Annotated in this window: 16 protein-coding genes and 1 pseudogene; 11 read left to right on the top strand and 6 right to left on the bottom strand. The window is 67.8% G+C overall.

Annotated elements, in window-relative coordinates:
* Positions 1-146: 146 nt before the first annotated feature.
* The gene (locus tag ACTIEW_RS06965) at positions 147-3,257 is read right to left on the bottom strand and encodes an efflux RND transporter permease subunit (protein ID WP_439477180.1); all 3,111 of its coding nucleotides are present in this window, start codon (positions 3,255-3,257) and stop codon (positions 147-149) included.
* Between the two features lie 2 nt (positions 3,258-3,259).
* Entirely contained in the window at positions 3,260-4,420 is a 1,161-nt protein-coding gene (locus ACTIEW_RS06960; protein ID WP_439477179.1) for an efflux RND transporter periplasmic adaptor subunit, read from the bottom strand.
* 226 nt (positions 4,421-4,646) lie between these two features.
* On the opposite strand from ACTIEW_RS06960, the gene lepA reads away from it, so the two are divergent.
* From lepA to ACTIEW_RS06945, 3 genes are all read left to right on the top strand, one after another.
* Complete coding sequence (gene lepA, locus ACTIEW_RS06955; protein ID WP_439477178.1) at positions 4,647-6,455, top strand: translation elongation factor 4; 1,809 nt, start codon at positions 4,647-4,649, stop codon at positions 6,453-6,455.
* 310 nt (positions 6,456-6,765) lie between these two features.
* Entirely contained in the window at positions 6,766-7,527 is a 762-nt protein-coding gene (locus tag ACTIEW_RS06950; protein ID WP_439477177.1) for an SseB family protein, read from the top strand.
* A 133-nt stretch (positions 7,528-7,660) separates the two neighbouring features.
* Entirely contained in the window at positions 7,661-7,927 is a 267-nt protein-coding gene (locus tag ACTIEW_RS06945; protein WP_439477176.1) for a hypothetical protein, read from the top strand.
* Here the strand turns inward: ACTIEW_RS06945 and ACTIEW_RS06940 are convergent.
* Positions 7,914-8,840 carry a DUF3883 domain-containing protein gene (locus ACTIEW_RS06940; protein ID WP_439477175.1) on the bottom strand — a complete coding sequence of 309 codons (927 nt, stop codon included), beginning with the start codon at positions 8,838-8,840 and terminating at the stop codon, positions 7,914-7,916. The two genes, ACTIEW_RS06945 and ACTIEW_RS06940, sit on opposite strands and share 14 nt — an antisense overlap.
* A 337-nt stretch (positions 8,841-9,177) precedes the next feature.
* On the opposite strand from ACTIEW_RS06940, the gene ACTIEW_RS06935 reads away from it, so the two are divergent.
* Positions 9,178-9,777: a hypothetical protein gene (locus ACTIEW_RS06935; protein ID WP_439477174.1), complete on the top strand. Its 600-nt coding sequence runs from the start codon at positions 9,178-9,180 to the stop codon at positions 9,775-9,777.
* A gap of 37 nt (positions 9,778-9,814) precedes the next feature.
* Here ACTIEW_RS06935 and ACTIEW_RS06930 read toward each other — a convergent pair whose 3' ends face one another.
* Positions 9,815-10,255 (bottom strand): hypothetical protein, encoded by a 441-nt coding sequence (locus ACTIEW_RS06930; protein ID WP_439477173.1) that lies wholly within the window; start codon positions 10,253-10,255, stop codon positions 9,815-9,817.
* Positions 10,256-10,370: 115 nt separating this feature from the next.
* Here ACTIEW_RS06930 and ACTIEW_RS06925 point away from each other — a divergent pair, with 115 nt between their 5' ends.
* The 3 genes from ACTIEW_RS06925 to ACTIEW_RS06915 are packed head-to-tail and all read left to right on the top strand — an operon-like array spanning position 10,371 to position 12,712.
* Complete coding sequence (locus tag ACTIEW_RS06925; protein WP_439477172.1) at positions 10,371-11,342, top strand: hypothetical protein; 972 nt, start codon at positions 10,371-10,373, stop codon at positions 11,340-11,342.
* A 14-nt stretch (positions 11,343-11,356) separates the two neighbouring features.
* Complete coding sequence (locus ACTIEW_RS06920; RefSeq protein ID WP_439477171.1) at positions 11,357-11,914, top strand: fasciclin domain-containing protein; 558 nt, start codon at positions 11,357-11,359, stop codon at positions 11,912-11,914.
* Positions 11,915-11,956: 42 nt separating this feature from the next.
* Entirely contained in the window at positions 11,957-12,712 is a 756-nt protein-coding gene (locus ACTIEW_RS06915; RefSeq protein ID WP_439477170.1) for an NYN domain-containing protein, read from the top strand.
* Between the two features lie 13 nt (positions 12,713-12,725).
* On the opposite strand, the gene ACTIEW_RS06910 is transcribed toward ACTIEW_RS06915, so the two are convergent.
* Positions 12,726-13,850 (bottom strand): zinc-dependent alcohol dehydrogenase family protein, encoded by a 1,125-nt coding sequence (locus ACTIEW_RS06910; protein ID WP_439477169.1) that lies wholly within the window; start codon positions 13,848-13,850, stop codon positions 12,726-12,728.
* A 137-nt stretch (positions 13,851-13,987) separates the two neighbouring features.
* Here ACTIEW_RS06910 and ACTIEW_RS06905 point away from each other — a divergent pair, with 137 nt between their 5' ends.
* The 3 genes and pseudogenes from ACTIEW_RS06905 (at position 13,988) to ACTIEW_RS06895 (ending at position 16,104) form a co-directional block, all read left to right on the top strand.
* Positions 13,988-14,425, top strand: a complete 438-nt coding sequence (locus ACTIEW_RS06905; protein ID WP_439477168.1) for an acyl-CoA thioesterase — start codon at positions 13,988-13,990, stop codon at positions 14,423-14,425.
* Positions 14,426-14,495: 70 nt separating this feature from the next.
* Positions 14,496-15,079 (top strand): annotated as a pseudogene (locus tag ACTIEW_RS06900) (IS5 family transposase).
* Positions 15,080-15,195: 116 nt separating this feature from the next.
* On the top strand, positions 15,196-16,104 hold the full coding sequence (locus tag ACTIEW_RS06895; protein WP_439477167.1) for a sensor histidine kinase: 909 nt from the start codon (positions 15,196-15,198) through the stop codon (positions 16,102-16,104).
* A 57-nt stretch (positions 16,105-16,161) separates the two neighbouring features.
* Here ACTIEW_RS06895 and ACTIEW_RS06890 read toward each other — a convergent pair whose 3' ends face one another.
* The gene (locus ACTIEW_RS06890) at positions 16,162-16,362 is read right to left on the bottom strand and encodes a hypothetical protein (protein WP_439477166.1); all 201 of its coding nucleotides are present in this window, start codon (positions 16,360-16,362) and stop codon (positions 16,162-16,164) included.
* 167 nt (positions 16,363-16,529) lie between these two features.
* On the opposite strand from ACTIEW_RS06890, the gene ACTIEW_RS06885 reads away from it, so the two are divergent.
* On the top strand, positions 16,530-17,303 hold the full coding sequence (locus ACTIEW_RS06885; RefSeq protein ID WP_439477165.1) for a YebC/PmpR family DNA-binding transcriptional regulator: 774 nt from the start codon (positions 16,530-16,532) through the stop codon (positions 17,301-17,303).
* Positions 17,304-17,305: the final 2 nt, after the last annotated feature.

Genomic DNA, 17,305 nt, shown 5'->3' with positions numbered 1-17,305 from the left:
ACAATCGCGGGGCGATTTCCGGGAGGCCTCGTCAGGTGGGGCAAGCCGTCCCGGATCGTCGCCTTCGGGGCGTCCGGATGACAAGTATGCATCTACTGCGGAGCGGGCCGGACCTGGGTCACCGGCCACCAGCCACCAGCTGCCCGCTACCGGTCCCGCGACTCGCCGAAGCTGATCGTGCGGCCGCCACGCGCCTTGCGGGCGACCCACCGTCCCGCGTTCATCACATTGCCCGGCCCGCGTTTCACGAAACCCGGAATATCGTCCACGATGGTGAAGATCGGCGGGATGAACAGCAGCGACAGGAAGGTCGATGAGATCAGGCCCCCAACCACCGCGATGGCCATGGGCTGGCGGAATTCGACGTCTGCGCCCCAGCCCATGGCCACCGGCGTCATGCCGGCGCCCATGGCGAAGGTAGTCATAAGGATCGGCCGCGCCCGCTTGTGGGCGGCGTCCATGATGGCTTCGAAGCGCGGCATGCCTTCCTTCTCGGACATGATGACGTAGTCGACCAGCAGGATGGAGTTCTTGGCCGCAATCCCCATCAGCATCAGGATGCCGATCAGGGACGAGATCGAGAAGCTGGAGCCGCCGATCATCAAGGCCACGAAGGCGCCGCCGATGGCCAGGGGCAGAGAGGCCATAATGGTCACCGGATAGGCGAAGCTGCGGAACAGCAGCACCAGCACCGCGTACATCAGCAGGATGCCGGTCAGGAAGGCGACGGCGAAACCGGAGATCATCTCCTGAATGAACTCGGTGTCGCCAGCGGGCACCTGGCGCACCCCGGCGGGCAGGTTGTTGACCGACGGCAGCTGCTTGACCGCCGCATCGGCTTCGCCGGAACGGATGCCGTCCAGTTCGGCCGTGATCGAGGCGATCCGCGACCGGTCCTGACGCAGCACCTGCGACGGTCCGGCGCCGAACTGGATGTCGGCCACCGCGCTCAGCGGTACAGACCCGCCGCTGTCGGTCGGCACCCGCAGCGTCTCCAGCACCGAAAGGTCCTCGCGGGCCTCGCGGGTTAGCTGCAGCCGGATCGGCACCTGCCGGTCGCCGAGATTGTATTTCGGCAGGTTCTGCGCCACGTCGCCGAGGGTGGCGACGCGGATCGTCTGAGAGATGTCGCGGGTCGAGACGCCCATCAGGGCGGCCTCATCGGCCCGTGGCGTGACGAGGATTTCGGGCCGGGCGATCGAGGCGGTGTTGACCACATTGGCCAACCCCGGAACGCCCCGCATCTCGGCCTCAATCTGGCGGGCCGCAGTCTCCAGCGCCTCCGGATTGTCGCCCAGAATGGCGAAGGTGTAGCTGGTGCCGTCCGAAGGTCCTCCGCCCTGGTTGCCGGTCCCGGCGCCGATGCGGGCGCCGGGGATCGTCTTCCAGCCATCGACCATCTGGCGTGCGAATTCCTGCTGGCTCAGCGCGCGCTCGCCCTTGTCAACCATGTCCGCATAGACAAAGGCCTGATTGACCTCCTGCCCGCCGATCGACGCATAGACCGAGGTCGCCTCCGGCCGCTGTTGCAGATCGCGGGTCAGCCGTTGGGCGATGGCGTCGGTCTGGGCCAGGGTCGCGCCCGGCGGCAGTTCGACCGAGAAGGCCGCCCGGCCCTCGTCGCCCGAAGGCTGGAATTCGAACGGCACCTTGGACGCCAGAAAGCTGCAGCCGATGAACAGGACGGTGCCCATGGCGAACACTTTCCAGCGGTTGCCGAGCGACCAGTGCAACGCCACCAGATAGCCGCTCATCCAGAACGGATCGGCATCCTCGTGCTTCTGGTGCTTCAGCATGTAGGCGGCCATCAGCGGCGTCAGCGTCCGCGCCACGACCAGCGAGAAGGCGACCGAAACGCACGCCGCCAAGGCAAAGGCCTTGAAGAATTGGCCGATGATGCCCGGCATGAAGCCGACCGGCGCGAACACAGCCAGAATGGTGGCCGTAGTGGCCACGACGGCCAGACCGATCTCGTCGGCGGCCTCCATCGACGCGTTGTACGGCGACTTTCCGTCCCGCATGTGCCGGACGATGTTCTCGATCTCCACGATCGCGTCATCAACGAGGATGCCGACGGTCAGCGACAGGGCCAGCAGGGTGACCACGTTCAGCGACTGGTCCAGTGGCCCAAGGATGGCGAAGGCCGGGATCAGCGACAGAGGCATGGCCATCGCCGTGATGAAGGTGGCGCGCCAGTCCCGAAGGAAGATGAAGACGACGATGACGGCGAGGAGCGCGCCGAGCCCGAGCGCTTCCAGCGAGGCGATATAGCTCTCCTCGATATATTCGACGCTGGCGGTGACCTTTTCGATGGTTAGCTCGGGATGCGCCTCATCGATCTCGGCGACGCGGTCGCGGACCTTTTCGGCGACCTTGACCTCGCTGGCGCTGCGCGAACGCAGGAAGTTGAAGGTCACCGCCTCCTGGCCGTTGTATCGGGCCAGACGGCGCGGTTCGCTCCAGTGGTCCGTGACCACGCCCAGATCGCCGAGACGGGCGGACCGGCCGCCGCCCAGCGGGATCAGGGTCTCGCGCAGTTGTTCGATCGAGCCTGCGGCGCCGAGGGTCCGGATCGACCGTTCGGAGCCGGAGATGGTCACCCGGCCGCCGGGCAGGTCGTTGTTCACCGAGGTCAGGGCCTGGCTGACCGTGGCCGCCGTCAGGCCGAAGGAGGCGAGGCGGTCGGGATCCAGCTCAACCCGGATTTCGCGGTTCACTCCGCCGGAGCGGTTGACTTCGCCGACGCCCTGGATCGAGAGCAACGAGCGGCTGACCTCATTGTCGATGAACCAACTGATCTCTTCCGGCGTCATGGTCGACGATCGGACCACCCAGGTGATCAGGGCGTCGCCGGTGATGTCGATGCGCTGGACGCTGGGCTCCTGCATGTCCTGCGGCAGGTCGGCGCGCAGGCCGCTCATGGCGTTGCGGACGTCGTTGGTGGCGCGCTCGGTGTCGGTGCCCAGTTCGAACTCGATCGTGGTCGAGGACGACCCGTCAGTGACCTGGGAGTTGATGTGGCGCACGCCCGGCAGGCCGGCGAGGGAGTCCTCGATCAACCGGGTGACCTGGACCTCCATCTCGCTGGGCGCCGCGCCAGGGCGGCCCGCATAGACGTTGATCAGCGGGAAATCGATGTCGGGGTTGTTGTTGATCCGCATCCCCATGAAGCCGTTGATCCCCGCGAGGGTCAGCAGCACGAACATGAGAATGATCGGAACCGGGTTCCGGATGGACCAGGACGACAGGTTTTTCATGGTTACGAGGCCTGGTTCTTGGCCGGGGCGGCGGCGCGAACTGGCGCCGCCGCGCGCGGTGCGGCGGCCACGATCACCCGGTCGCCTTCGCCGAGGAAGCCGGCCCCGGCGACCACGACGCGCGAACCCGCCGTCAGGCCCTCGACCGCCGTCTGGTCCGCCGCGCGCGACAGGACGGTGACCGGCTGGAAATGGGCGCGGCTGTCTCCGCCGACGACAAAGACTCCGGCGCGGTTCTCGCGGTACAGGACCGAAGCGGTCGGTACGGTCACGGCCGGCCGGGCTCCGACCTGGATGCGGGCGCGGGCGAACATGCCGGGCCGGAAGCCGCCGCCGGTCAGGGAGATGCGGGCCGTCCCCAGCCGGTTCGCAGCATCGACCTCGGAGGTGACGATGCGGACCCGTCCGGTGGCGTCGGCCACCTGATCCGAGGAAATCAGGGCGGTCTGGCCTGCGCGGACCAGGGCCAGTTCGGTCTCCGGCACCTGGGCGTCCAGCTCCAGCCGGCCGTCGCGGACGATGCGGAACAGTTCGGTCCCGGCGCCCACGATCTGGCCGCGGGTGACGCTGCGGCGGATCACCTGACCCGATACGGGCGCCTTGATGGTTGCCTGCGCCAGACGCGTCCGCGTCTCTGACAGCGACGCCTGGGCGGCGGAGACATTGGCGGCCGAGGCGCGCTGGTTGGCGAGCGCCGTGTCCAGCGAAGCCTGGCTGAGGAAGCCGCGCCCCTTCAATTCCTGGGCGCGGTCCAGCGCCGCCTGATCCCGCGCGGCGTTGGCCTCGGCGGTCTGCACCGCGGCCTGCTGTTGGCGCAGTTGCGCGCGAAGCACGGCGTCATTCAGCTGCACCAGCGGCTGGCCCTGACGCACCCAGGCGCCTTCGTCGACGAAGACGCCGGTGGCCGTCAGTCCGCCGGTCTCGGCGCCGACCGGCACCTCTTCCCAGGCCGACACAGTGCCCGAGGCGGTGACGGTGCGCGGCAGGGTCTGCAAGGACGCCACGGCGATCGACACGGTCTGGCTGGACGCGCCGCCGCCGGCCTTGGTCTCGGCCTTGGTCTCCGCCTTCCTGGCGGCCTCGTCGCCGCCGCAGGCCGCCAGGGTCAGGCCCAGGGCCATCATGGCCGCGCCGGCCAGACTGTTCCGCACAATGTTCGCCACGTCTGATCCCCATGGACGCCGCGGAGGGGGAGCCGCGCGTCTCGCGTTCGGGTCGCCCGCCCTGGGCGCCCCTGTCATCGGCCGTTGAATAGCGGTTTCGCTGTTGCTTCTCAAACGCCAAAGCGAGGCCTTACGTCGAAGTAATCCACGCCGGAGGGGATGGCGAAACCCTCCGGCGAAGGCGCGCGCGTTGGCGATCCGGCCCCGCCGTGCTACCGGCGCGGCCATGACGACCCCTCCCATCGAACGCATCCGCAATTTCAGTGTGGTGGCCCACATTGACCATGGCAAATCCACGCTTTCCGACCGGCTGATCCAATTCACCGGCGGCCTGACCGCGCGCGAGATGAGCGCGCAGGTGCTCGACTCGATGGACATCGAGAAGGAGCGGGGCATCACCATCAAGGCGCAGACGGTGCGCCTGAACTACAAGGCCCGCGATGGCCTCGACTATGTCCTGAACCTGATGGACACGCCGGGGCACGTCGACTTCGCCTATGAGGTCTCGCGCTCGCTGGCCGCGTGTGAAGGCAGCCTGCTGGTCGTCGACGCGTCGCAGGGCGTCGAGGCCCAGACCCTGGCCAATGTGTACCAGGCGATCGACAACAACCACGAGATCGTCCCGGTCCTGAACAAGATCGACCTGCCCGCCGCCGAGCCCGAGCGGGTGCGCGAGCAGATCGAGGACGTCATCGGCCTCGACGCCTCCGACGCCGTCCTGTGCAGCGCCAAGTCCGGCATCGGCATCGAGGAGGTGCTGGAGGCCATCGTCACCCGCCTGCCGGCCCCGAAGGGCGACCCCGCCGCCCCGCTCAAGGCCCTGCTGGTCGACGCCTGGTACGATCCCTATCTCGGCGTGGTGGTGCTGGTCCGCGTCTTCGACGGCGCCCTCAAGGCCGGCCAGCGGATCAAGATGATGCAGCACGGCTCGACCCATCTGGTCGACCGCGTCGGCGTCTTCCTGCCCAAAAACACCCCGGTGGACCAGCTCGGTCCCGGTGAGATCGGCTTCTTCACCGCCCAGATCAAGGAGGTCGCGGACGCCGCCGTCGGCGACACCATCACCGACGAACGCAAGCCCACGGCCGAGGCCCTCAAGGGGTTCAAGGACGTGCAGTCGGTGGTCTTCTGCGGCCTGTTCCCGGTCGACGCCGCCGATTTCGAGGACCTGCGCGCCGCCATCGGCCGCCTGCGGCTGAACGACGCCAGCTTCACCTATGAGATGGAATCCAGCGCCGCCCTCGGCTTCGGCTTCCGCTGCGGCTTCCTCGGCCTGCTGCATCTGGAGATCATCCAGGAGCGGCTCAGCCGCGAGTTCAACCTCGACCTGATCGCGACCGCCCCGTCGGTGGTCTACCGCATCGGCCTGCGCGACGGCTCGGAGATGGAGCTGCACAATCCGGCCGACCTGCCCGATGTGATGCAGATCATGGAAATCCAGGAGCCGTGGATCAAGGCCACGATCCTGACCCCCGACGAATACCTCGGCGGCGTCATCAAGCTGTGTCAGGACCGCCGCGGCTCGCAGGTCGAGCTGTCCTACGTCGGCGCCCGCGCGCTGGTGGTCTATGAGCTGCCGCTGAACGAGGTCGTGTTCGACTTCTACGACCGGCTCAAATCCATCTCCAAGGGCTACGCCTCGTTCGACTACGAGCTGTCGGACTACAAGGTCGGCGATCTGGTCAAGATGAACATCCTGGTCAATTCCGAGCCCGTCGACGCCCTCTCCATGCTGGTCCACCGCGGCCGGGCCGAGATGCGCGGCCGCTCAATGGTCGAGAAGATGAAGGAGCTGATCCCGCCGCATCTGTTCGTCATCCCGATCCAGGCGGCCATCGGCGGCAAGATCATCGCCCGCGAAACCGTCCGCGCCCTGCGCAAGGACGTGACCTCCAAATGCTACGGCGGCGACGCGACGCGGAAGAAGAAGCTGCTGGAGAAGCAGAAGGCCGGCAAGAAGCGCATGCGCCAGTTCGGCAAGGTCGAGATCCCGCAGGAGGCGTTCATCGCGGCGCTGAAGATGGACGACGATTGAGGGCTGCGTGAACACGGCGCCTTGTCATCCCGGACGCCGCAACGCGGCGATCCGGGACGGTCAAATGCAGAATCGCCATCCTCCCGGACGCTGCGTCAGCGGCGAGCCGGGAGACAGGTCAGGACCCGGCCCGGCGCCCGCCCTTCTCCCGGATAATCGCGCTGCGATTTCCGGGAGCGACAGACAGGGGAACCCATCCCGTCCCGGATCTCCGCTTCGCTTCGTCCGGGATGACAAGCGCAACGCCAACGATTGACGCCGCCCGCCCGCTCCCCTCTTGTGTCCGACCCTTCGATTTCGAGCCCGTTCCATGACCGACGCCACGCCCGCCACCCCCATGACCTTCACCGACAATCCGATGAACCCGCTGGAGGAGCTGCTCTACGCCGGTCTGGCGGACCCGGCGCAGATGGGCGCGTTCGAGCGGATCATGCTCGAGGCCGACCTCTATGCCGTGCCCGAGGCCGACAGCCCCGGCGGAACCCCCGGCGACGACGGCGCCAAGGTGCTGCGGCCCGGCGAGCAGCTGATCCTGCGCGGCGTGGTGCTGAACGACGGCCGCGACACCGTGACCCTGTTCACCGACCCGCGCCGCGCCACCGAGATGTTCGGCCCCGAGACCCGCATCCTGGCCATGAAGGGCCGCAACCTGCTGGACATGCTCAAGGACAACGTGATCCTGCTCAACCCCGACGGCGGCAAGGGGCTGATGATGACGCCGGACCAGATCAAGGCCGTGCTGGAACATGACCCGGTCCGTCCGCTGGTTCGCCCCTCGGGCCGCGTCGAACTGCATGCGGTCGAGCCGGAGAATGAGCCGGTCTTCCTGTCCAAGGCCCTGCGCGAAGCCTTCCAGCCGCCGATGGTCGAGGCCATCTGGGTCGCCCGCGCCGTCTGGCCCGACATCGGCCAGATCGGCTGGTTCGCCGACGTCCGCAGCGACGGCCCGGCCGACGAGATCACCGCCCTGCTCCAGCGCGCCGTCCGCGGCCTGAAATTCGGCACGGAGACGCTGGATGTGTCGGTCAGCAAGCCGGGCGGCAAGGACGGGGTCGGGGTGAAGGTGGTTTGAGGGGGGCGATCCCCGGCACCTGATTGGGTGGGCTCTGAGCCCACGAGCCCACAAGGCCGGTCCGCTCACGCAGTTCAACCCAAGCGGCGAACCTGCTCTTGAATTCGCCGTTCGGAATTGAAATCGATTCCGAGTGACCAAGGCAAAGCCCAGCCCGTGGGAAGGAACCTATTTGCCCCGCGCCTGTCTCGCGTGGGTGAAGGAGGTTGAGCGGATCATGCTTGAGGAGTTCTGCATCGACTTGTCTGATGCGGGCGCGGATCGAGCTGACGTGCTGCGATATTGGAAATGGGGGCGAGATCCTGACGATTTCGTCGATTGGTTCGGCGAGAAGTACGATCTGATCACGATGGATCAGTGGGACCCGTTCGGTATCGCGAGGGGGGCTAGCCGACCCTAGCGCGCCAAGTCTCCGCTTCCAGCGTGACTGCCGCTTCCAGCGGCGGCTTCAGCTTGAACAGGCGCGGTGTCTGCGAGAAGTCATAGAGACGGTACAGCCGGAAATGATCTGGCCGCTCATGGGCGAGGGACAGTTCATTGCGGCTGATGAAGAATGGCGTCGTGCGCGCGCCACGCGTGGATTTGACCTCGATCAGGCGCTCTGCGCCCGATGTGTGAAAGCTCTTGATGTCGTATCCAGCGCCGTCTCCACGCACTTGCGAAGTCCATTCGACCTTGTCGGCCAAGTTGGAATAGCCCGCAGCTTTCAGACGAGCCTTCTCGTGAAGGAAGACCCGCTCCTCTCCCGCGTGCCCCAGTAGCCGGTTGCGGTGATCTCGGGCGGCGGGGTCAAATTTTCGGACGAGACGCTCAAGGCCTTCCGGCCGAGGCTTACGTGCAGCACCGGGGGAAGGTGCGTCTTCAAAGATCAGCACCGGTGAGATTGAGGGCTGCTCCGCCATGCCGGGGAAGGGCTGCGGCAAGCCCTTCTTGGCTCCGTTCGGCGCGAACTCGCGCTCCCAAGACGGCACCAACGGGTGGGCTATGGCAGCCTCGCCGATATCCCATGCGTCAGGGTGGTCGTCGAGGTAGCGTTCGACGGCCGGGAGGATGGCCCGCTGATAGTTGCTCATCGGCCTATAGCCACGAATGTTAGGTAGTCCGAGTTCCGCCAGAACGGCGGAGATATTCATGTGCTTGAACTCGATCGACTTGTGGCCGCGTCCGATTTGCTCGTCGAGCGCGCGTGCTCGGTGGGCCTTTACGAAAGTCTCGCCTGCCTGCTGTGCAACGAGCATGGCGAAGTAGTCCGCGACGATCGCGTCAAGCTCTTCCGAGCTCCAGTCGGTTCCTACTTTGGATAGGTCTTCCACGGCCCCTCCGCCTACTGGAGGTTAGGCATACGCGTAGTCTTCGCGCCAGGCCCCCTCTCCCGATGGGAGAGGGCTTGAGCGCACGGCGGCGGAGCCGGCGTTCTGGCGCGAAAGGGTGAGGGGCGACTGTGCCGGGGCGGCTTCGCCGCTCATACCAGCCGACCCTCATCCGGCCCTGCGGGCCACCTTCTCCCATCGGGAGAAGGAAGCAGATCTGGCGACCCATCGCGGCGTCGTTCTCAGCCCTGACCCCGATTCCGACACTCCGATTCCAGTCGCAGCGGGCGTTTCCGGCTTTCTCCTCAGCAAGACTTCGGGGCGCCCCAGACTCCGGCTCATGACCCGAGCCTATGTCGAAGCCCCCGCCAGCCACTATCGCCTGAGCCCCGAGACGTGGGCGATCATCGGCGAGGAATACCGCAACGGCGCCATGGCCAAGGACGTGGCGGCCAAGTGGAAGACGTCGCCGTCGTCGGTCTATCGCCACGCCTGTCAGGACGGCTGGACCAAGAAGTCCATGGGCGATGCGCGGGCGCGGGCGCATGCGCGGATGGTGGAGGCCGAGGAGGAGGGCGCGCGGGCGCTGCACCCCGTCGGGTCGCGGGCGCTGAAGAACCTGTTCGCTCCGGCGCCGACCGACGACCCGGAGGCCTCCGACCCGGCCGCCCTCGCGCGGGCGGCGACGCTGGCGTCGGGGCGGGCCATGAAGGGGCGGCTGTGGAATGAGGCCAGGGCGCTGGCCGGGCTGGCCGAGAGCTATGCGCGGCTGGCCGACCGGACCGGGCGGGGCGGCGGCGACAATTGGAACACGCCGGAGCCGACGGAGGCGGAATTCGAGGCGGTGCGGCGCAAGGTGATGGGGTGGGACGACAGGACGACGGAGCCCCCGTCCGCCTCCGAAGCCGGGAGCGAGGCGCCGGACGGCGGTCGCCGGTGACGGTCGAAGGAACGCCCGGCCGGCAGGACCCCGGGCGTCACCGCTTCCTGAATCGCGTGGCCTCGGTCTTGAGGTTCGAGCCCCAGTCGGTGACCGGCTGGTCCGGCTCGGCGTGGAACGGCAATGCGCCGGCGACGCCGCGCATCGACAGGGCCAGGGGCAGGGCCCAGTGCGCCAGCATGCGCAACGGCTTGCGCCGCGCGTCGGTGACGTCCCAGCCTGCGGCGGCGAAGGCCTCGGCCATGTCGGCGGGGTCGAGCCGCTCGATGCCGTCCCAGTCGGCGGGCAGGGCCACGGCCTCGGCCTCGTCCGGGGTCAGGCCGAAGGCGGCGCGGGCGGTCTCGTCGATGGCCTCGGCGATGTCCGGGAACGCGTGGCGCTCGTCCGGGTCGGCGGCGCGCGGCTTCATCAGCGCCTTCAGCTCCAGATCATCGATGCCGGGCAGGTCGAGCAGGCGGCGCAAGGGCAGCTGGGTCATGGCCGCAGTCTCTAGCGCATCGTTGGACGGCCTGCACCTTCGCCGCAGCGCCGGGTCCGTGGGCGGAACACCCGCTCGTCGCACACGTTGTGCAAGGGAACCCGGAGAGGCTCCCATGTACAGATTTGTTCCGACTGCCACCGCCCTCATGCTCGCGCTGGCCGCGCCGACGGCCGCACTCGCCGACGATCCCGACAAGGGGAACGGCAACGGCAAGGGCGGCGACAGACAGGAGCGCGGCAATCGCGGCGGCGGCGATGACCGCGGCGAGGGCCGGGGCAACGGGAATGGCAACCGCAATGGCAATGGCCGGGGCGAGGAGCGCCGCGCTGAACGGCCCGATACGCGCCTCGCCGAAGTGGTTCGCGGCGCCCGCGACGACCGCAACGACGATGACCGCCGGGACGACCGCCGGGACGACCGCCGCGAACTGCGCCGCACCGTCGAGCGTGAGGTCTTCCAGACCCGCGACGGCCGCCCGGTGGTCTATTTCCAGCGCGACCGGGACCGCGGCCTGATCGCCGGCTGCCCGCCCGGACTGGCGAAGAAGGACAACGGCTGCCTGCCGCCGGGACAGGCCCGCCAGATCGCCCGCGCCGCCGCGGCTGACCGCTACGACTGGCTGTGGCGCTCGCGCGACGACGACAGCCGCTACCGCTACGAAAACGGCTATCTGTACCGGATGAACCAGCAGGGTTCGCTGCTGGGCTATCTGCCGGTGCTGGGCGGGGCGCTGGCCCCCGGCGCGACGTGGCCGTCGCAGTACGCGTATCAGCCGGCGCCCGACTACTATTCCAGCTATTTCGGCCTGCCGCAGGGTCAGGACTACCGCTATGCCGACGGCGCCCTGTACGGCGTCAATCCGCAGACAAATATGATCAGCCGGGTCGTGGCCCTGCTGACCGGTCAGAACCTCAGCGTCGGCCAGCCCCTGCCGAGCGGCTATGACATCTACAATGTGCCCACCGCCTATCGGGGGCAGTACGCCGACAACGCCGATGCGATGTACCGCTACAACGACGGCTATGTGTACCAGGCCGATCCGAAAACCCAGCTGGTGACCGCCGTCATCCAGCTACTGACCTGACAGGGAGCGGGAGCATGGGACTGAAACTGCGCTGGGCGCTGGCGCCCGTTGTTGCGATGGCGCTGGCCGGCTGTGGCGACGGCGCCGGCAAGACCGACGGGACGGGGGTCGCGGCGCCCTCGAACCAGACCCTCGCGGCGACGCTGAAGGACGACCGTGCCTTCGGGACGCTGGAACGGGTGCTGGACAACGCCGCCCTCGGCGACGTGCTGGAGGGGACGGGCCCCTATACGGTGTTCGCCCCGTCTGACGCGGCCTTCACCGCCTCGGCCGGCGATCTGGGCGACGAGGCGATGAAGGCCCAGGGCGCGGCCATGCTGCGGGCCCATATCGTGCCCGGAGCGCTGACGCGCGCCGACATTCTGGCCGCCATCGCCCGCGAGGGCTCCGGCGAGGTCCAGATGCGCACCATGGCCAACAGCCTGCTGACCTTCTCGAAAGAGGGCGAGACGGTGATCGTGGCCGGAGACAACGGCGCCCGCGCGCGCCTGACCGGGTCCGAGACCGTGGCCTCGAACGGCGTGGTGCAGCCCGTCGACGGCCTGCTGGTGAGGGCGGCGGCTGCGAACTGACGGCATTGACCCGGGGCGCGGCGCGGTCGAGAGCATGGACTCATGACCGTCGTCTCCAAAGCCCCCCGCCTCGCCGTGCTGATCGACGCCGAGAACGCCTCGGCCCGCATCGCCGAGGCCCTGTTCACCGAGATCGCCACCCTGGGCGAGGCCTCGGCGCGGCGCATCTACGGCGACTTCGCCAGCGCCCAGCTGACCGGCTGGACCAAGGTCCTCGCCCGGTTCGCCATCCAGCCGCAGCAGAATTTCGCCAACACCAAGGGCAAGAACTCCGGCGACATCGCCCTGGTCATCGACGGCATGGACCTGCTGCATTCGGGCCGGTTCGACGGCTTCTGCCTGGTCTCGTCGGACGCCGACTTCACCCGGCTGGCGTCGCGCATCCGCGAGGAGGGCGTCGACGTCTACGGCTTCGGCGAGCAGAAGACACCCGAGAGCTTCCGTCAGGCCTGCACCCGCTTCATCTACACCGAGAATCTGACCGCCCAGCCGGCCGAGAGCGCCGCCCCGGCGGCCGGCGGCGGCCGGGCTCCCGCGGCGGCGGCGCCGGCGGTCGTGGGCAAGCGCAAGCCCGTCGAGGCCGCGCGCCTGATCGCGGCGGTGATCGCCGACATGGATGAGGATGGCGACGGCTGGGTGTCGGTCGGCGGCATCGGCAACCGGCTGAGGAACGCCTATCCGGATTTCGACCAGCGCAGCTATGGCCACGCCAAACTGTCCGATCTGATCCGCGCCACCGGCCGGTTCGAGGTTCAGGCCGGCGCCGGCGGGGCCATGCGGATCCGCGACAAGGCGTGAGGGGAGCGGCGCGCTAGAACCGGATGACGGTCCGGACGGTCCGCCCCTCGGCCAGATCGTCGAAGGCGGCGTTGATGTCCTCCAGCCCGATCGTCCCGCTCAGCAGCCGGTCGACGGGCAGCCGCCCCTGCCGGAACAGGGCGACATAGCGGGGGATGTCGCGGGAGGGGACGCAGGTCCCGATGTACGATCCCTTCAGGCTCCGCTCCTCGGCCACCAGCTGGACCACATTGACCGCCAGCGCGGCCTCGGGCGGGGGCAGGCCGGCGGTGACCGTGGTCCCGCCGCGCCGGGTCATCCGCCACGCCGCCTCCAGCGCCGCGATCGAGCCGGCCATCTCGAATGTGAACTCCGCCCCGCCGCCGGTCAGGGCGCGGACCTGCTCGATGGCGTCGGGTGCGGCGGCGTTGACGGTCTGGACCGGGCCGAGGGAGCGGGCGAGGGCCAGCTTGTCCTCGCTGATGTCCACGGCGATCACCGGCCCGGCTCCCGCCGCCAGCGCGCCCAGCACCGACGACAGGCCGACGCCGCCAAGGCCGATCACCGCCACGCTCTGGCCGGCCTTGACCTGCGCCGTATTGACCACCGCCCCGACCCCGGTCAGCACCGCGCAGCCGAACAGGGCAGCGTGCTCGAACGGCAGGTCGCGGTCGACCTTCACCAGCGACCGGCGCGAGACGACGGCATGCGCCGCGAAGGCCGAACAGCCGAGGTGGTGGTTGAGGTCGCCGGCGTCGTCATGCAGGCGCCGCCCGCCGGCCAGCAGCTCGCCCTTGCCGTTGGCCGCCGCGCCGGGCTCGCACAGGGCGGGGCGTCCGCCGGCGCAGGGATCGCAGTGGCCGCAGCTGGGCATGAAGACCATGACGACGTGGTCGCCGATCTCGAGATCGGTCACGCCGGGGCCGAGCGCCTCGACCACCCCCGCCGCCTCATGGCCCAGCGCCATCGGCAGGGGCCGGGGCCGGTCGCCGTTGATGACACTGAGGTCCGAATGGCAGAGGCCCGCCGCCTTGACCGCCACCAGCACCTCGTCCCGGCCGGGCGGATCGAGCGTCACCGTCTCGAGCGACAGCGGCCGGCTGTCGGCATAGGGGCGGGCGGCGCCCATGGTCCTGAGAACGGCGGCGGTGGTCTTCATATCGGCGAGGCTAGGCGCTTGACGCCGCGTCCGCCAAGCCCAAGGCTGACGACAAGCGCGCCGAGACGCGCGAAATCAAAACTTGCTCAAGCAGCGAGCGACCGCGTCGCGAGCGTTAGCGCACAAAGGGAGACTTCATGACCGGAACCATCGAACGGACGAAGCGGGGCGACTATCGCCGGTTCCAGGCCATCTCGACGCGCTGGATGGACAATGACGTCTACGGCCATGTGAACAACGTCGTCTATTATTCGTGGTTCGACACGGCGGTGAACCGGCTGCTGGTCGTCAACGGGGTCATCGACATCCACGGGGGCAAGACCATCGGCCTCGTGGTCGAAACGGGCTGCCGCTATTTCTCGCCGACCGCCTTCCCGGACGAGATCCAGGCCGGGGTGCGGGTGGCCCACGTCGGCACGTCTTCGGTCCGCTACGAGATCGGCCTGTTCCGCAACAATGAGGAAGAGGCGGCGGCGGTGGGCTATTTCGTTCACGTCTATGTCGACCGCGAGACCAAGCGCCCGGTGCCGGTGGATGACAAGATGCGGGGGTTTCTGGAGTCGCTAAAGACCTAGGATCAGGACCCATTAAAGGGATTCACGGCGCGGGCTTGATCTGATTCACTGGCGGCAGGAGGAAGCCGCCATGAGTGATCTGTTCTGGTTGACCGACGCGCAGATGCGCCGGATCGAGCCGTATTTTCCGCTGTCGCACGGCCTACCTCGCATGGACGACCGGCGGGTGATCTCAGGCATCATCTTCGTGATCAGGAACGGCCTTCGCTGGCGTGATGCGCCCCCGGCCTACGGGCCCTCCAAGACCATCTACAACCGCTTCATCCGCTGGAGCCGGCTGGGCGTATTCAACCACATCTTCGTGGAACTGTCGGGCAAGGATCCCAAGCCGGATCGGCTGATGATCGACGCAACTCACCTCAAGGCCCACCGAACCGCAGCCAGTCTGCTTAAAAAGAGGATGTTCCCCGACGTATCGGGCGCACCAGGGGTGGGCTGAACTCCAAGCTGCACGCCGTATGCGACGCCGACTGGTTCCGGGCCGTCCTGATCGCCCGAGGCATCGAACCCTGCATCCCGCCCAGAGCCAGGCGCAAGGCCTCGATCGACTACGACAAGACGCTCTATCGCCAGCGACACAGGATCGAGAACATGTTCGGCCGGCTCAAGGACTGGCGGCGCATCCACACTCGATACGATCATTTTCCTTATTGATATTAATCAACCTTAACGCTCCCCCTCGCGAGTACACTTTGGCGTCACCGGCGACGGGGGAAAGAATGTTTCTCAGTACCTTAACGCCCACGCGGCCGCTGAGGTGGTGGTGGGGCATGCTGCTGGCCATCGGCCTAACCTTGGTGGCGGGCGCGGGCCGTGCGAGCGCCGAGAGCCTTCTCGGGACAAATGCGCCTTACCTGATCTTCATTGCGGCCGTGCTGCTTTCAGCCGTCGTCGGGGGTCGGACGGCCGGCGCTCTGGCTGCGGTGCTGGGCGGATTGGCCGCCAACTGGAGTTTCGGCGCGTCGCACCTGGAGATTCGCGACAGCCATCTATGGAATCTGGTCCTCTTCCTGCTGGTGTCCGGCTTGATCGTGCTGGTCGCCGGGACGATGAGCGCCGCGCTTCGACGCGAGGCCAGACTTGCCAGCGAACTGGCCGTGGTGAGCCGGGAGTACCAGCACCGGGTGATGAATGTGCTGACCATGGCTCAGGCCCTGGCGCATCAGACGGCTCGCTACGCGCCAACGGTGGCCGAGTTCGAGCATAAGCTGATCGACAGGCTGCAGGCCTTGGCCCGCGCGCAAGACCTGCTGCTCAGGGAGCACGGACAGCCGACCCCCCTGCCGCTTCTTGTCGACAACATACTCGCCCCGTACGACATCGCTGATAAGTTGGACGCGACGGACGCGACGGACGCGACGGACGCGACGCCCGACGTGAAGGTGGACTCCAGCGTAGCGGTGGTCCTGGCCCTGCTGCTCAATGAGCTTGCCACCAACGCCACCAAATATGGCTCTCTCTCCGTGCCGAGAGGGCGGCTGCACCTCGCCTGGTCCAGCGCTCCACACGCGGTGATCCTGACCTGGAAGGAGCTGCAGGGCCCGCCGGTGACGCCGCCGCGGCGCGCCGGCTTCGGTTCAAAACTCTTTCGGGCCGGCTTCGCCCAGGCCGGCGGTGCTCTGAAGCTCGACTACGAGCCCGACGGGCTACGATGCCGGCTAACGTTTGCGTGCCTCTAAGCTGGCGCGTCAGCCGCCACCGGCCAAGGCCACAACGCGCCGCCCCATTGCTGTAGCCTAGTCGTCCAGCCGGCCCATAAGCGCCAGCGCGCCCACCGCGGTCAGCACGCCGAGGGCGAAGGCGGCGACGATGGCGCCGGTGGCGACGGCGGTCGGGACGGTGACGGGGCGGGCCTCGTACCATTCGACGATGTCGGCGTTGTCCAGATCATCGTCGGCATAGGCTTCGGCGTCATAGAGGACGTCTTCGACGGTCATGGATCGGGCTCCGGCGGGTTCGCTTGCGGAATGCCCCGCCAGCCTTGCGGTTCCTGTGTCGTGACAGTCTCGCCGCCATCGGCTAGATGCCCGGCTCCACCGTGCGGGTCGGCGCTCAACCATCGAGCGACCGCATCGCGAGAGTCAGCGCACATCAAGAGATCTTCATGGCCGGCCATTCCAAATACAAGAACATCATGCACCGCAAGGGACGCGCCGATGCGGTGCGGTCCAAGCTGTTCTCCAAACTGTCGCGCGACATCACCGTGGCGGCCAAGCTGGGCATGCCGGACATCAACATGAACCCGCGCCTGCGCCTGGCCGTCAACAACGCCAAGGCCGAGAGCCTGCCGCGCGATGTGATCCAGCGGGCCATCAACAAGGCGGCGGGCGGCGACGTCGATACGATGGAAGAGGTCCGCTACGAGGGCCGGGGTCCGGGCGGCGTGGGCATTATCGTTGAGGCGCTGACCGACAACCGCAACCGCGCCAATTCCAACATCCGCTCATGCTTCACCAAGAACGGCGGGGCGCTGGGCGAGATGAACTCGGTCGCCTTCATGTGGAACCGCGTCGGCCGGATTATCTACCCCGCCGAGGCCGGCAGCGAGGACGCGATCATGGAGGCCGCCATCGAGGCCGGCGCCCAGGACGTCGAGAGCGATCTGGTCAAGCCCGACATCTATGAGGAGGCGCCGGGCCACACCATCTGGACCACCTTCGAGGATCTCAATGAGGTGGCCGAGGCCCTGTCGAAAATCCTCGGCGACGCCAAGTCCACCGCCCTGGTCTGGCGCCCGCAAACCGAGGTCCCGGTCACCGGCGAGGCGGTCGGCACGCTGATGAAGCTGCTCGACGCGCTCGACGCCGAGGATGACGTGCAGAACGTCTATTCGAACGAGGACATTTCGGACGAAGACCTGGCGAAATACGCCGGCTGACG

Origin of the sequence: Brevundimonas sp., from assembly GCF_051860745.1 — a bacterium.
Classification (GTDB): Bacteria; Pseudomonadota; Alphaproteobacteria; order Caulobacterales; family Caulobacteraceae; genus Brevundimonas.
Note: the sequence above shows the minus strand (reverse complement) of the source record. Positions and strands in the feature narration are given on the sequence as shown.

Coding starts and splice junctions, on each gene's coding strand:
- ACTIEW_RS06895 (WP_439477167.1), top strand. CDS start 15,196: ATGCTGCTGGCCATCGGCCTAACCTTGGTGGCGGGCGCGGGCCGTGCG.
- ACTIEW_RS06930 (WP_439477173.1), bottom strand. CDS start 10,255: ATGACCCAGCTGCCCTTGCGCCGCCTGCTCGACCTGCCCGGCATCGAT.
- ACTIEW_RS06885 (WP_439477165.1), top strand. CDS start 16,530: ATGGCCGGCCATTCCAAATACAAGAACATCATGCACCGCAAGGGACGC.
- lepA (WP_439477178.1), top strand. CDS start 4,647: ATGACGACCCCTCCCATCGAACGCATCCGCAATTTCAGTGTGGTGGCC.
- ACTIEW_RS06920 (WP_439477171.1), top strand. CDS start 11,357: ATGGGACTGAAACTGCGCTGGGCGCTGGCGCCCGTTGTTGCGATGGCG.
- ACTIEW_RS06915 (WP_439477170.1), top strand. CDS start 11,957: ATGACCGTCGTCTCCAAAGCCCCCCGCCTCGCCGTGCTGATCGACGCC.
- ACTIEW_RS06965 (WP_439477180.1), bottom strand. CDS start 3,257: ATGAAAAACCTGTCGTCCTGGTCCATCCGGAACCCGGTTCCGATCATT.
- ACTIEW_RS06905 (WP_439477168.1), top strand. CDS start 13,988: ATGACCGGAACCATCGAACGGACGAAGCGGGGCGACTATCGCCGGTTC.
- ACTIEW_RS06935 (WP_439477174.1), top strand. CDS start 9,178: ATGACCCGAGCCTATGTCGAAGCCCCCGCCAGCCACTATCGCCTGAGC.
- ACTIEW_RS06950 (WP_439477177.1), top strand. CDS start 6,766: ATGACCGACGCCACGCCCGCCACCCCCATGACCTTCACCGACAATCCG.
- ACTIEW_RS06890 (WP_439477166.1), bottom strand. CDS start 16,362: ATGACCGTCGAAGACGTCCTCTATGACGCCGAAGCCTATGCCGACGAT.
- ACTIEW_RS06925 (WP_439477172.1), top strand. CDS start 10,371: ATGTACAGATTTGTTCCGACTGCCACCGCCCTCATGCTCGCGCTGGCC.
- ACTIEW_RS06910 (WP_439477169.1), bottom strand. CDS start 13,850: ATGAAGACCACCGCCGCCGTTCTCAGGACCATGGGCGCCGCCCGCCCC.